This window comes from Actinomadura sp. 7K534 (assembly GCF_004348575.1).
Classification (GTDB): Bacteria; Actinomycetota; Actinomycetes; order Streptosporangiales; family Streptosporangiaceae; genus Spirillospora; species Spirillospora livida.
The window spans coordinates 1-13,350 of record NZ_SMKB01000199.1; the positions used below are offsets into that span (position 1 = coordinate 1).

Here is a 13,350-nt window from a genome sequence, read left to right on the forward strand (position 1 = left end):
GGGCGGGGATCATGAGGGTCTGGCGCTCGTCTCGGGTGAGCTGGCGGAACACGCGGCTCCGGGCCCGTGCGACGAGCGCCGCACCGTCGGTCACGACCTCCCAGATCCGCACCGTGCGGTCCCCGGAGGCGGTGGCGATGCGGGTGCCGTCGGGCGACCAGGCCACGTCCCAGACCTCGTCGTCGTGGACGGCCGCGACGGACAGTTCGCGGCCGGCGGGCGCGTCCCACAGCCGGACGGTCCGGTCGGTCGACGTGGTCGCGAGGACCCGGCCGTCCGGCGACCACGCCACCGACCACACCCACCCGTCATGACCGGACAGCACGGACACCTCCGCCCCCTCCGCGGCGTTCCACACCCGGACCTCGTGGTCGCCGGAGAGGGCCGCGATGTGCGCGCCGTCCGGTGACCAGGCCAGGTCGCGGGCGGCTCCCCCCGGCACGGACAGCACCGTGAGCCGCAGGCCGGTGGCGGCCTCCCAGACGAGGACCGTCCCGTCCTGCGCCGCCGAGGCGACCCGTGCGCCGTCGGGCGACCAGGAGACGGCGCGGACGGTGTCCTCATGGCCGCGCAGGACGAGCGGCGCGGAGCCGTCGCGGTCCTGGAGCCGGATGGTGCGGTCGTCGGACGCGCTCGCCAGCCTGGTGCCGTCCGGCGACCAGGCCACGGCACGCACCCAGTCGTCGTGCCCGTGCAGCACGGCCTCCTGCGTGCCGTCCGCCGTCCAGACGCGGACCGTGCGGTCGCGGGAGGCGGTGGCGAGGCGGCCGCCGTCGGGCGACCAGGCCACGTCCCAGACCTCGTCGGTGTGCCCGCTCAGGACTCGCGGGCCGTCGTCGGCCCAGACGCGCACCGTCCGGTCGTAGGACGCCGAGGCGAGGACGCCGGCGGCGGACCAGTCGACCGCGGCGACCGTGCGCTCGTGCCCGCGCAGCACCGCGACCTCCGCGGCGCGCTCGGCGTCCCAGAAGCGGACGGTCCGGTCGTTGGAACCGGTGGCCAGCCGGGCGCCGTCCGGCGACCAGGCGACCGCGCGCAGCGGCTCGCCGTGCCCGCGGAGCACCGCGAGTTCGGAGCCCTGCGCGGCCGGCCAGATCCGGATCGTGCGGTCATGCGAGGCGGTGGCCAGCCGGGTCCCGTCCGGCGACCAGGAGACGGCCCACACCAGGCGTCCGTGCCCGTGCAGGATCCGGTCGCACGCGCCCGTCTCCGCGTCCCACACCCGCACCGTCCGGTCGTAGGAGCAGCTCGCCAGGCGGGTGCCGTCGGGCGACCAGGCCACCATCCGGACGGTCTCGTCGTGGCCTTCGAGCACTGCCGTCCGCCGCCCGGTCGCCGCGTCCCAGGTCCGAACCGTGCGATCGTCGGACGCGCTGGCCAGCCTGGTCCCGTCCGGTGACCAGGCCACGTCGCGGACCCATCCCTCGTGGCCGCTCAGCGTCGCGGTGGTCGTGCCGTCCGCCGCGTCCCAGATCCTGACGTCGCCGTCGCGGGACGCGGAGGCGATGCGGGTGCCGTCCGGCGACCAGGCCACGCCCCACACCATGTCGCCGTGGCCCCGCAGCACCGCCGCCCGGGCGCGGGCGGCCACGTCCCACACGCGCACCGTGCCGTCGTCGGACGCCGACGCGAGCCGCAGCCCGTCCGGTGACCAGGCCACCGAAACGACCGCCGCCTCGTGCCCGCGCAGCACCGCCGCCTCGGCGCCGGCGTCGTCCCAGAGGCGGATCGTCCGGTCCGAGGACGCGGTCGCGATCAGCCGGCCGTCCGGCGACCAGGCCACCGACCAGATCTGGTCCTCGTGGCCGCGCAGGACGCCGCGCACCCGGGACACCGCCAGCGCCGCCGACAGCGCCCGGCGGGCCAGCGGCGTCGGGGCGCACTCCTCATGCGCGGCCAGGGCGAGCAGCAGGCTGTGCTCCGGGTCGGTCAGGTAGCCGGTGAGCGCCTGCCGGGCGATCGAGTCCGCCAGCCTGCGCATGGCGACGCCGTCGGAGCGGTGCGAGATCTCGACGAACTCCAGGGCGAGCGGCTCGATGGCGGCGAGGTCCTCCGCCTCGGCGACCCACTTGCGCGCCGCGGCCAGCCGGTCGCCGCGCAGCAGGTACGCCTCCTGACGTCCGTAGCGGTCCCACTCGGCGGCCCACTGCTCCAGGTCGGCGATCCGGCGCAGCACCTCGGCGTGCAGGGCGATCGTCTGCCGCAGCGGCGCCCACGCGGAGAACAGCGCCTCGTGCGAGACCTCGAACACGGCGTCCTCGCCGTCCCGGCCGCTGGTGCACAGCCGCTCCCGGACGAACGCGTCCACGACCAGCCGCCCGGCCTCGTCCAGCTCCCGGCCCGCCACCCGCCGCCGGGTCGGCCGCCCCTCGGTGAACTTGACGAACTTCAGCAGGGTCTGCAGGACGGGCGGCGCCGGGTCCAGCGCCTCCAGCTCACCCAGCAGCCGGTCGGCCCGCCGCGTCAGCGCGCCGTCGACCCCGCCGGTCCGGCGGTAGTCCGCCAGCGTGATCGTGCCGTTCCGCCCGACCTGCAGGTACAGCTCGTGCAGCAGGTAGGCGAGCAGCGGGAGCGCCGTCCCGTCCCCCGTGTCCTCGGCCATCTGCGCGACCAGTTCGGGCGGCTCGAACGCGATGCCCGCCCGTTCCGCCGGTTCCCGGACCACCGTCCGCAGCGCCGCCCGGTCGAGCGCCGTCACCGTGAACGGATGCCGGAACATCTCGGCGGACCCGCCGCTGAGGAACGTCGTCAGGAACTCCGCACGGAACACGAGGACGACCCACAGTTTCGGATCGGCGTCCACCCCGTCCCGGAGCATTCCGAGGAACGCGTCCCGCTGATCGTCCTCGGTCAGCGTCAGCAGTTCCTCCGCCTGGTCCACGACGATCAGCACGGACCGGTTCCGCCGGCCTCGCCGGAGTTCGGCCACCCGCCGCCGGAGCGCGGCGGGGTCCCGCCGCAGTTCCTCGGCGATCTCCTCGGCGCCCCCGCCGAGCGCGTCGGCAAGGCAGTAGGCGAGGCACCGAAACGGATCGCCCTCCGGAGTCATCGACGGAAGCACGATCCACCGCCGCTGCTGCGCCAGCCTCGGCAGCAGCCCCGCGTAGAGCAGGGACGATTTGCCCACCCCGGACGGCCCGGTCACCGCGATCGACCGCGGCTCGCTCCCCGGGCGCAGCCGCTCGACCAGCTCCTGGATCTCGCCGTCCCGCCCGAAGAAGACCCCGTCGTCGTCCTCGGTGAACGCGTCCAGCCCCGGATACGGCGACCGGTCGCCCTTCCACCCCGGCCGCGCGAGGTTCCGCCGCTCCTGCCCCTTCTCCCACGCCAGGACGAGCGGGATCAGGAGCATGCACACCACGATGACCGGAAGCGCCCACTCCTGGACGACCCGGGTCGTCTGCGGCGAGACCTGTAACGCCAGCCCCAGCAGCGCCACCAGCAGGATCATCAGGTACCCGGGGAAGACCGGTCCCTGCCGCCGCCGCATACCCCGTCCCCCCAGCCGCCCACGCGAGACCACGAGCCCTGCTCATGGTAAGTCCGGGCGAACCCGATGATCACTCACATGGCTCAGTCACCGGAACCGAAGACGGGGCGGCTCGCCGTCTGTGTCACCAACTCGTCGTCGTGGACGCCGGTGTTCTGGCAGGCGGTCAGAAGCCACTGGCCGTCTTCCTTGGCCATGACCCACAGCGGGCTGCCCACGTCCGGGCCGTCCGGCGTCCGGTACACCTGGCGCACCTTCACGGCGGCGACGTCGGGGCGGATGAACAGGATGTGCTCAAGCTCGAACGTGACGGTCATGCCCTGCATCCCGCCGGGGAGGACCTGGCGGGTGAACGCGGCTATCTCGTCCAGGCCGAAGAGCCGCTTGCCGCCGCCCGTCGTCCAGACGGCGTCGTGCCGGAACAGCGCGAGGAAGTCGTCGGGAAGCTCGTTGTTCTGGGAGTGCTCGACGGTCCGGATGACGTTCTCGATCGCTTCGACGTCCGCCGTGCGGTCCGCCGCAATGTCGGTGCTCATGGGACCACCGTGAAACATCAACCAAAGTCGAGGTCAAGCCCGCGGGGGGCGGCGGCCGCCCTGGCGGCCCTTCGTCAGGCGGCCAGGGCGTCGCGGGCGGCCATCAGGGCGAAGCCCAGGAGGTTCTCGCCCCGCCAGGCCGCGGGGTCCTCGGCGCGGGGGTCGTCGGCGGCGAGGCCGATGCCCCAGATGCGGTCGAGGGGGCTCGCCTCCACCAGGATCCGGTCACGCGTGCCGAGGAGGTAGTCGCGCATGTCCCCGTGCTGCGCGAACTTGGCCTCGTTGCCCCGCGTGACAATTGCCAGCCGGTGCTCTTTCCACGTCCGTTCGTCGAAGTTCCGGACGCGGCGGCCGAGATCCTTCGCCCTTCGGGGGTGCGAGGCGCCGAGGATGGCGGCGGCCGTTTCCCCGTCGCCGAAAAGGCGGGCCTTTTCCGCCATCATGTAGTGCTCCGCGGTGGCGTAGGTCACACCGTCCACGGTGAAGACGGAAGGCCACCACTGGCTCAGGTAGCCGGGTCCGGGGGTCCGGTGGCGCCAGAAGAACAGGAACTCCAGGTGCGCACCCTCGTCCTTGAGGCGGGTCAGCTCGGCTACGTCCATACGGAAAGGCTGCCAGGAAGCGGGAGCGGCGGCGACCGAATTATCCCGTTCTGGAAAGGGGGGCGGCACGACGCGGTCTAGACCATTTTGCGAAAGCGGGCCGGTGGTCGGGAACATTTGCTTCGATCTGCCCGAACAGGAGGACGACGGCGAAGATGAGCACCCCTCTGGCGAACCCCCGCCGCACCAAGATCGTCGAGTGGCCCGAGCGGCGCCCGGCGGAGTCGGACGCCGAGCGTCCGGTGGAGGCCGAGGTCGGGCAAGACGATCTCGCGGCGCGTTGACCGGCCGTTCTCGGCCGATAGACGGGAACCCGTCCGGATCTCCGGGCGGGTTCTTCGGTTTCCGGGGGACGGGGAGGCGGCGCGCCCTGCGGCGTCCTGGACGGTGGGACGGCGGGCGCGCCGCGGGTCAGCGGGGCGGGGCCGTGCTGGCGCGCAGCACGACCTCGCCGTCGATGCGCTCGATGCGGCTGCGGCGGGCGGCGGACGGCTCGCGGAGGGCGAGGCCCATCACGCGCTCGCCCATCGCGCCGAGCGGTAGCGCGACGGTGGTGAGGGGCGGGGTCAGGTCGCGGACGATCGGGATGTCGTCGAAGCCGGCGAGGGAGACGTCGTCCGGCACGGACACGCCGTGGTCGCGGAACGCGGCGAGCGCGCCGATCGCCATCACGTCGGTGACCGCGAACACGCAGGTGGGGCGGGTTCCGCGGCCGAGCAGCGCGGTCGCGGCCGCGTAGCCGCCGTCGCGGGTGAAGGCGGCCTCCACGATGTGCTCGGCGGGGACGTCGACGCCCGCCTCGGCGAGGGCGCCGGTGAAGCCTGCGAGGCGGTCGGACACGGTGGTGAGGGCGCGCGGGCCGGTCAGCACGCCGAAGTCGCGGTGCCCGAGGTCGAGCAGGGCGCGGGCGAGGGCGGCGGCGCCCTCGCGGTTCTGCGGCAGGACGGCGTCGACCTTGAGGCTGCGGTGCCGGCTGAGGACGGCGACGCGGCCGCCGGTGCGCTGGTACGGGTCGAGCTCGGCGGCCATCGAGCGCTCCCAGTCGCGGTCCTCGAAGCCGGAGCCGATCAGCAGGATCGCGCGGGCCCGCTGCGCGCGCAGCATCGCCACGTACTCGACCTCGCGGGCGGGGTCGCGGAACGTGCTGGCGAGCATCACGAGCATGCCGTCCTCGGCGGCGGTGCGCATGACGCCGCGGGCGACGCCGGCGAAGTAGGGGTCGCTGACGTCGTGGCAGATCACCCCGACGGACTTGCTGGACGCGCTGGCCAGCGCCTGCGCGTGCGCGTTCGGCGTGTAGCTGAGCAGCGACGCGGCCGCCAGCACCCGCTCGCGCAGGTCGGCCCGGACCTGCGAGGTGCCGTTCAGCACGCGGGACGCGGTGGCGAGCGACACGCCGGCCTCCCGCGCGACGTCCTGCAGCGTCACGTAGGCCCGGCCGGCGGCCCGGTGCTCCTCCGCCGCTTCGGTCATCCCCGCCCCCCTCGGCGCGCGCCGCGCGGCGGGTCCGGCTGAACAACCCTCTTGACCGCGCGGGCGGCGGTTCCTACGGTACATCAGAAAGCGCTTTCTGAACGCGCTTTCCCGGGCACCGGCGGGGTACGCGCGCGCCGCCGTCCCGGCACGCCGCGGCCCGGAGCCCTCCGGAGGCGCGACGCGGCGCGCTGACCAGGCGGAACACGACAGGTTGGGAAGGAACGGGATGGCACGCAGGTCCATCGGGATCGTGATGAACGGCGTCACCGGGCGGATGGGGTACCGCCAGCACCTCCTCCGCTCGATCCTCGCGATCAGGGAGCAGGGCGGGGTCCGCACGGACGGCGGCACCGTGCTGTGGCCCGAGCCCGTGCTCGTCGGGCGGAGCGAGGCCAAGCTGCGCGACCTCGCGGAACGGCACGGGCTGGCGGCCTGGACGACCGACCTGGCCGAGGCGCTCGCGCGTCCGGAGACCGAGGTCTACTTCGACGCGCAGGTGACCGGCGCGCGGGCCGCCGCGATCCGCGCGGCGGTCGCGGCGGGCAAGCACGTCTACACCGAGAAGCCGCTGGCGGAGGACCTGGACGGCGCGCTGGCGCTGGCGCGGCTCGCGGACGAGGCGGGCGTGCGGCACGGCGTCGTCCAGGACAAGCTGTTCCTGCCGGGGCTGCTCAAGCTGAAGCGCCTGGTGGACGGCGGGTTCTTCGGCCGCATCCTGTCCGTGCGCGGCGAGTTCGGCTACTGGGTGTTCGAGGGCGGGTGGCAGGAGGCGCAGCGCCCGAGCTGGAACTACCGGGCGGAGGACGGCGGCGGGATCATCCTCGACATGCTCTGCCACTGGCGGTACGTGCTGGACGGCGTGGTCGCGCCGGTGCGGTCCGTCCAGGTGCTGGGCGCGACGCACATCCCCGAGCGGGTCGACGAGGACGGCAAGCCGTACGCGGCCACCGCCGACGACGCCGCGTACGGGATCTTCGAGCTGGACGGCGGGATCGTCGCGCAGATCAACTCGTCGTGGGCGACCCGGGTGTTCCGCGACGAGCTGGTGGAGTTCCAGGTGGACGGGACGGAGGGCTCCGCGGTCGCGGGGCTGCGGCGCTGCCGCGTCCAGCACCGGGCGATGACGCCGAAGCCGGTGTGGAATCCCGATCTGCCCGCCACCGAGGACTTCCGTGCCCAGTGGCAGGAGGTCCCCGACAACGCCGAGTTCGGCAACGGGTTCAAGACGCAGTGGGAGATGTTCCTCCGGCACGTGGCCGGCGAGGGCGACTTCCCGTGGGACTTCTACGCGGGGGCGCGCGGGGTGCAGCTCGCCGAGCTGGGGCTGCGGGCGTGGCGCGAGGGCCGCCGCCTGGAGGTTCCGGAGCTGGCCCGATGATGATCGAGCTTCCGGAGGCGGACGGTTCGGTCGTCCGGCACACGATGGGCGAGCCGCGCGCCTACCCGCCGCCGCCCCGGCCGAGCACGTCCCGGGCGGCCTACGCGGCCGCGCACGTCGTCGCCGACCCGGCGGGCGACTCGCTCGACTGGGACGCGACGCTGGCGTTCCGCCGCCACCTCTGGTCGTACGGGCTGGGCGTCGCGGAGGCGATGGACACCGCGCAGCGCGGCATGGGCCTCGACTGGGCGGCGACCCGGGAACTCATCGTGCGGAGCAGTCGGGAAGCGCTTTCAGCCGGTGGCCGGATCGTCTGCGGCACCGGCACCGACCAGCTGCCTCCGGGCCCGGCCTCGCCGAAGGAGATCGCCGCCGCCTACGAGGAGCAGCTCGCGGTGGTCGAGTCGGCCGGCGCCGTCCCGGTGCTGATGGCGAGCCGCCACCTCGCCGCCGCCGCGCAGGGCCCGGACGATTACGCGTTCGTCTACGGGCGACTGCTGTCGCAGGTCGGCCGACCAGTGGTGCTGCACTGGCTGGGGCCGATGTTCGATCCGGCCCTGCGGGGCTACTGGGGTTCGCCCGACCTGGACGCGGCCGCCGACGCGCTGCTCGCGCTGATCGCCGAGCACGCGCCCCGGGTCGACGGGGTGAAGATCTCCCTGCTGGACGCCGACCGCGAGATCGCCTTCCGCCGCCGCCTGCCGCCCGGCGTCCGGCTGTACACCGGCGACGACTTCCACTACCCGGAACTGATCCTGGGGGACGCCGCGGGGCACAGCGACGCGCTGCTCGGCGTCTTCGGCCCGATCGCGCCCGCAGCCGCGGCCGCCCTGCGGGCGCTCGATGCCGGGGACACCGCGTCCTACCAGGAGATATTCGCGCCCACGGTGCCGTTCGCCCGCCACCTGTTCGAGTCCCCGACCTTCTTCTACAAGACCGGTGTGGTGTTCCTGGCCTGGCTGACCGGCCACCAGCGGCATTTCCGCATGGTCGGCGGGCTGGAGAACGCGCGTTCCGTCCCGCACATGGCGCGCCTCTTCCGGCTCGCCGACGCGGCCGGCCTCTTCCCCGACCCCGGCCTCGCCGCGCACCGGATGCGCGCCTGGCTGACCGTCCAAGGAGCCGCCCGATGAGGTTCAGCCTCAACCAGTGGACGACCCGCAACTGGCGCCTGCCCGACCTGGCCATCGGCTGCGCGGCCGAAGGGGTCACGGGCGTCGGCCTGTGGCGGGAGCCCGTCGCCGACCACGGCCTGGCCCGCACCGGCAAGCTCATGCGCGACCACGGCCTGGCGGTCACGTCCCTGTGCCGGGGCGGCTTCTTCCAGGAGCGGGACGCCCTGGCCGACAATCGGCGCGCCATCGAGGAGGCCGCCGCGCTGGGCGCGCCCGTCCTGTGCCTGGTCGCCGGCGGCCTGCCGGACGGGTCCCGCGACCTCGACGGCGCCCGCTCCCGCGTCGCCGAACTGATCGCCGAACTCGCCCCCTACGCCGGCGAGCACGGCGTGACGCTCGCGATCGAACCGCTCCATCCGATGTACTGCTCCGACCGCTGCGTGGTGTCCACCCTGCGCCAGGCCCTGGACATCGCGGCGCCGCACCCGCCGTCCCAGGTCGGGGTCGTGGTCGACACCTACCACCTGTGGTGGGACCCGGACGTCTGGGAGGGCATAGCCCGCGCGGGCGTCACGGGCCGCCTCGCGCTGTTCCAGGTCGCCGACTGGGTGACCCCGCTCCCCGAGGGCGTGCTCACCGGCCGCGGCATGCTCGGCGACGGGCAGGTCGACCTGCGCCGCTTCCGCGCGGCCGTGGACGCCGCCGGCTACACCGGCCCGATCGAGGTGGAGATCTTCAACGAGGAGTTGTGGGCGATGCCCGGCCCGTCCGCCCTGCGACTCACCCTGTCGCGCTTCGCCCAGCACGTCCTCTAGCCGACAAAGCACTAGTAGCCGACAAAGCACTAGGTTCCTTGATCGTGGAGCCGATCGATCTGACGCCCGTCGAGCGCCGCGTGTGGCGGGCGTTCCCCACCGGAACGCCGGTCGACCTCCGGAACGGCACCGATGACGACGACCCGGCGAGCGGGCAGGCATGGCCCGCGCGCCGCACGGTGCGCGCGTGGGTCCTCCGCAAGCTGCTGCTGAGCCCGCCGGTGGACGGCGAGATAGCGGCGCTGCGCCTGGTGGGGGCCCGCATCACCGGGACGCTGGAGCTGCACTACGCGACGGTCGAGCATCCGGTGTCGCTGCGGGGATGCCACTTCGAGGAGACGCCCGTCCTGTACGGAGCGCGCGTCCGGCAGCTGAACCTCAGCGAGTCCTACCTGCCGGGGCTGGACGCGGCGACGCTGCGCGTGGACGGGGTCCTGCGCCTCACCGGCTGCCGCGTGCCGGGGCAGATCCGGCTGGGCGGGGCGCGGTTGTCCGGCGTCCTCTTCCTTGAGCGGGCGCGGCTCGGGACGGAGGGCGGGCAGGAGGAAGAGGTCCTGCACCTCAACCACTCCGTCCTTGAGGACGACGTCTGGGCCCCGGAGCTGGAGGCGCTCGGCGAGGTCCGGATGAACGGGGCGTCGGTGGCCGGGGTGGTGAACCTGAGGGGCGCCGTCCTGCGCAACCCCGGCGGGCCGGCCTTCGACGGCGCCAACCTCTCCGTCGGCTCCGACCTGATCGCGACGCGGGCGCGGTTCGAGGGCGAGGTCAACGTGCGCGGCGCGACGATCCCGGGCCTGCTCGTCTTCACGCAGGCGCGGCTGTCGGCCCCGGACGGCTGCGCGCTGCGGACGACGAGCGCCTCCATCGGGGAGGTCTGGCTGCGGGAGGGGCGGGTCGACGGGACGGTGAACATGCTCCGCGGGCGCTTCGGCCTCCTCCACGTCCCGCCCGGCGCGATCGACGGCGAGGTCTGGCTCGACGGCCTGACCTACGGCTCGCTGACGCCGCGGCTCCCCGCGAAGGTGCGGATCGCGATGCTGGAGCGGGACGCGGAGGGGTACGTCCCGCACGCCTACGAGCAGCTAGCCGCCGCGTACCGGCAGGCCGGGGACGACAGGGCGGCGCGCGACGTCCTGCTCGCCAAGCAGCGGCGGCACCGCGCGACGCGTCCCTGGTACGCGCGGCTGTGGGGCTACCTCCAGGACGTGACGGTCGGGTACGGCTTCCGGCCGGTGTGGGCCGCGGCGTGGCTCGCGGGCCTGCTCGTCGCCGGCACGACGGTGTTCGGGGCGCGGCATCCGGAGCCGCTGAAGGCCGGCGAGCAGCCCCCGTTCAACGCGCTCTTCTACACGCTCGACCTGCTGCTGCCCATCGTCGACTTCGGGCAGGAGAAGGCGTTCAAGCCGGTCGGCGGGCACCAGTGGCTCGCCTACGCGCTGATCATCACCGGCTGGGTGCTCGCGACGACGATCGCGGCCGGGATCACCCGGACGCTCCGCCGGCAGTGACGCCGCGGAGGCGGGCGGCCGCGGCCTCGGGCGGAACGTCGTTGATCCAGGCCGCCATCCCCGACTCCGACCCCGCCAGGTACTTGATCTTGCCGGGGGCGCGGCGGACCGAGAACAGCTCCAGGTGCAGGCGGACGAGGTCGCGGCCCTCACCGATGGGCGCCTGGTGCCAGCCTGCGACGTACGGGAGCGGGTCGTCGTACAGGGCGTCGCAGCGGCGGAGGAGGTCGCGGTAGAGGACGGCCAGCTCGTCGCGTTCGCCTTCGTCCAGCGCGGCGAGGTCCGGAACGTGGCGGTGCGGCATCAGGTGCACCTCGACGGGCCAGCGGGCGGCGGCGGGCACGTAGGCCGTCCAGTGCTCACCGGCGGCGACGACCCGGGGACCCGCGCGCTCGGCCGCCAGGACCCCGCCGAACAGGTCGCGGCCGGCGGCCATCGCGAGCATGCGCTCCGTCCGGGGCGTGACGAACGGGTAGGCGTAGATCTGCCCGTGCGGATGGTGCAGGGTCACGCCGATCTCGACACCGCGGTTCTCGAACACGAAGACCTGCCGCACGCCGGGGATCGCGGACAACTCCTCGGTGCGGTCGGCCCAAGCGTCGACGACGGCGCGGACGCGGGAGACCGGCAGCAGCGCCATCGACGCGGCGTGGTCGTCGGTGAAGCACACGACCTCGCAGCGCCCGCTGCCGCGGGCGCGCGCCACGCCGCCCGGCACGCCGTCGACCATGCCGTCGACGAAGGGGGGGACCGGTGGCGTGCGGACGTCGAACGAGGGGAAGCGGTTCTCGAACACCGCGACCTCGTAGGACGCGTCGGGGACCTCGGAGGCGGGGCCGCCCGGGCACAGCGGGCACTGGTCGGCGGGCGGCAGGAACGTCCGCGCGTTGCGGTGCGCGGTGATGGTGACGTGGTCGCCGGTCAGCGGGTCGCGGCGGACCTCGCAGACCGGCTCGACGGGCGGCAGCCCGCGCGGGTCGGGGACGGGCACCCGCCCCGGCGCCGCGTCGTAGTAGACGATCTCGCGGCCGTCCGACAGCCGCGCCCGTGTCCTGTGCATCGCGGCCAGAGCCTACAGCGGCGCCGCGATCCTCCGCCGCGCCGCGAGGGGGCCGCGGCGGCGGGAATCGGCGGCCGTGCGGCGGGGTTCTCCGCGGTATGGGCGACTACGGCAGGACACTCGAATTCGGCTACTTCCTCGTTCCCGACGCCGACGACCCGCTGCTGCAGCTGGCCCGCGCGGCCGACCGGGCGGGACTCGACCTGATCGGCGTGCAGGACCACCCCTACCAGCGCCGCTACGTCGACACGTGGACGCTGCTCAGCATGATCGCGGCCGTGACCGAGCGGGTCCGGGTGTTCCCGGACGTGGCGAACCTGCCGCTGCGCCCGCCGGCGGTGCTGGCCAAGGCCGCCGCGAGCCTGGACGTGCTGAGCGGCGGCCGCGCCGAGCTGGGCCTCGGCGCGGGCGGCTTCTGGGACGCGGTGCACGCGTTCGGCGGGCCGCGCAAGTCCCGCCGGGAGGCCGCCGACGCGCTGGAGGAGGCCGTCACCGTCATCCGGCAGGTGTGGAGCGGCGAGCGGAACCTGCGCTTCGACGGCGACCACTACCACCTCAAGGGCGCCAAGGCCGGCCCCGTCCCGGCGCACCGGATGGAGCTGTGGCTCGGCGTCGGCGGGCCGCGCGGCCTGGCGCTGGCGGGACGGTCCGCCGACGGCTGGCTCCCGTCGTTGAGTTGGGCCGCCCCGGAGCGGCTTCCCGAGATGCACGCCCGCATCGACGACGCCGCCGCGGCGGCCGGGCGCGACCCCGCGGACGTCCGCAGGCTCTACAACGTCAACGGGACGATCACCGACGGCGCGTCGGAGGGCTTCCTGCGCGGACCCGCGTCCCAGTGGGCGGACGAGCTGACCGACCTCGCCGTGGGTTCCGGCATGGACACGTTCATCCTCTGGCCGGAAGGCGACCAGGAGACGCAGATCAAGCGGTTCGCCGAGGAGATCGCCCCGGCCGTCCGCGCCCAGGTGGCCCAGGAACGCGGCCAGTGACCGGCGCGGGCTGTTCCTCCGGCGTGGGGCGCGGCCCCGTCAGGGCCAGCGGTACTCGGCGTTCTCGGTGGGGACGTGGTGGGGCAGGTAGCACTTGGTCGTCACGTGCTCGTCCTTGCAGTCGAGGCACAGGTAGGTGCGGTGACCGCGCAGACCGCGCCCCCGCCCGTCGCAAGGCGGGCAGACGCAAGGCGACCACCCGACGATGACCCGCCCCGCGGACAACCGATGCCCCGCAGGACACATGAACGGGACATGCTCACGAACCTCCACACCCCCACCCTACTCGAACATACTGTCGACTCCCCCAGAGCCTGCTAGTGGTTGCGGTGGGTTATCAGGTGGGCGAGGGCTCGGAGTTCGGTGGCGGTGGTGGGGTGG

General features: G+C 74.1%; 12 protein-coding genes. 6 read left to right on the top strand and 6 right to left on the bottom strand.

Going from position 1 to position 13,350, the window contains the following annotated elements:
- The 3 genes from E1266_RS28665 to E1266_RS28675 all read right to left on the bottom strand — a co-directional run.
- Positions 1-3,490: AAA family ATPase (locus tag E1266_RS28665; RefSeq protein ID WP_132052295.1), on the bottom strand; the 3,490-nt coding region annotated here is incomplete at its 3' end.
- Positions 3,491-3,573: 83 nt separating this feature from the next.
- Positions 3,574-4,026, bottom strand: a complete 453-nt coding sequence (locus E1266_RS28670) for an SgcJ/EcaC family oxidoreductase (protein ID WP_132052297.1) — start codon at positions 4,024-4,026, stop codon at positions 3,574-3,576.
- A 74-nt stretch (positions 4,027-4,100) separates the two neighbouring features.
- Entirely contained in the window at positions 4,101-4,628 is a 528-nt protein-coding gene (locus tag E1266_RS28675; RefSeq protein WP_132052299.1) for an NADAR family protein, read from the bottom strand.
- Between the two features lie 155 nt (positions 4,629-4,783).
- On the opposite strand from E1266_RS28675, the gene E1266_RS39950 reads away from it, so the two are divergent.
- A complete protein-coding gene (locus E1266_RS39950) occupies positions 4,784-4,912 on the top strand; it encodes a hypothetical protein (RefSeq protein WP_279436357.1) in 129 nt (42 codons plus the stop codon).
- 127 nt (positions 4,913-5,039) lie between these two features.
- Here E1266_RS39950 and E1266_RS28680 read toward each other — a convergent pair whose 3' ends face one another.
- Positions 5,040-6,101 (bottom strand): LacI family DNA-binding transcriptional regulator, encoded by a 1,062-nt coding sequence (locus E1266_RS28680; protein WP_207945965.1) that lies wholly within the window; start codon positions 6,099-6,101, stop codon positions 5,040-5,042.
- Positions 6,102-6,330: 229 nt separating this feature from the next.
- On the opposite strand from E1266_RS28680, the gene E1266_RS28685 reads away from it, so the two are divergent.
- Genes E1266_RS28685 through E1266_RS39640 form a run of 4 tightly spaced genes read left to right on the top strand, consistent with a single transcriptional unit; the run spans position 6,331 to position 10,920 of the window.
- A complete protein-coding gene (locus tag E1266_RS28685) occupies positions 6,331-7,482 on the top strand; it encodes a Gfo/Idh/MocA family oxidoreductase (protein WP_132052301.1) in 1,152 nt (383 codons plus the stop codon).
- Complete coding sequence (locus tag E1266_RS28690) at positions 7,479-8,615, top strand: dihydrodipicolinate synthase family protein (RefSeq protein WP_132052303.1); 1,137 nt, start codon at positions 7,479-7,481, stop codon at positions 8,613-8,615. Before E1266_RS28685 ends, E1266_RS28690 begins: the two co-directional genes overlap by 4 nt.
- On the top strand, positions 8,612-9,412 hold the full coding sequence (locus E1266_RS28695) for a sugar phosphate isomerase/epimerase family protein (RefSeq protein WP_132052305.1): 801 nt from the start codon (positions 8,612-8,614) through the stop codon (positions 9,410-9,412). Before E1266_RS28690 ends, E1266_RS28695 begins: the two co-directional genes overlap by 4 nt.
- Before the next feature lie 44 nt (positions 9,413-9,456).
- Positions 9,457-10,920, top strand: coding sequence for a membrane-associated oxidoreductase (locus E1266_RS39640; protein ID WP_132052307.1), 1,464 nt, complete (start codon positions 9,457-9,459; stop codon positions 10,918-10,920).
- On the opposite strand, the gene galT is transcribed toward E1266_RS39640, so the two are convergent.
- The gene (gene galT, locus E1266_RS28705) at positions 10,895-11,980 is read right to left on the bottom strand and encodes a galactose-1-phosphate uridylyltransferase (protein ID WP_132052309.1); all 1,086 of its coding nucleotides are present in this window, start codon (positions 11,978-11,980) and stop codon (positions 10,895-10,897) included. The two genes, E1266_RS39640 and galT, sit on opposite strands and share 26 nt — an antisense overlap.
- Positions 11,981-12,078: 98 nt before the next feature.
- Here galT and E1266_RS28710 point away from each other — a divergent pair, with 98 nt between their 5' ends.
- Positions 12,079-12,969, top strand: a complete 891-nt coding sequence (locus E1266_RS28710; RefSeq protein WP_132052311.1) for an LLM class flavin-dependent oxidoreductase — start codon at positions 12,079-12,081, stop codon at positions 12,967-12,969.
- Positions 12,970-13,008: 39 nt separating this feature from the next.
- Here E1266_RS28710 and E1266_RS28715 read toward each other — a convergent pair whose 3' ends face one another.
- On the bottom strand, positions 13,009-13,194 hold the full coding sequence (locus E1266_RS28715) for a hypothetical protein (protein WP_132052313.1): 186 nt from the start codon (positions 13,192-13,194) through the stop codon (positions 13,009-13,011).
- Positions 13,195-13,350: the final 156 nt, after the last annotated feature.

What these genes read in the sequence shown, in the direction of transcription:
- E1266_RS28685 (WP_132052301.1), top strand. Translation starts at nt 6,331, where the DNA reads ATGGCACGCAGGTCCATCGGGATCGTGATGAACGGCGTCACCGGGCGG.
- E1266_RS28710 (WP_132052311.1), top strand. Translation starts at nt 12,079, where the DNA reads ATGGGCGACTACGGCAGGACACTCGAATTCGGCTACTTCCTCGTTCCC.
- E1266_RS28690 (WP_132052303.1), top strand. Translation starts at nt 7,479, where the DNA reads ATGATGATCGAGCTTCCGGAGGCGGACGGTTCGGTCGTCCGGCACACG.
- E1266_RS39950 (WP_279436357.1), top strand. Translation starts at nt 4,784, where the DNA reads ATGAGCACCCCTCTGGCGAACCCCCGCCGCACCAAGATCGTCGAGTGG.
- galT (WP_132052309.1), bottom strand. Translation starts at nt 11,980, where the DNA reads ATGCACAGGACACGGGCGCGGCTGTCGGACGGCCGCGAGATCGTCTAC.
- E1266_RS28670 (WP_132052297.1), bottom strand. Translation starts at nt 4,026, where the DNA reads ATGAGCACCGACATTGCGGCGGACCGCACGGCGGACGTCGAAGCGATC.
- E1266_RS28695 (WP_132052305.1), top strand. Translation starts at nt 8,612, where the DNA reads ATGAGGTTCAGCCTCAACCAGTGGACGACCCGCAACTGGCGCCTGCCC.
- E1266_RS28680 (WP_207945965.1), bottom strand. Translation starts at nt 6,101, where the DNA reads ATGACCGAAGCGGCGGAGGAGCACCGGGCCGCCGGCCGGGCCTACGTG.
- E1266_RS28675 (WP_132052299.1), bottom strand. Translation starts at nt 4,628, where the DNA reads ATGGACGTAGCCGAGCTGACCCGCCTCAAGGACGAGGGTGCGCACCTG.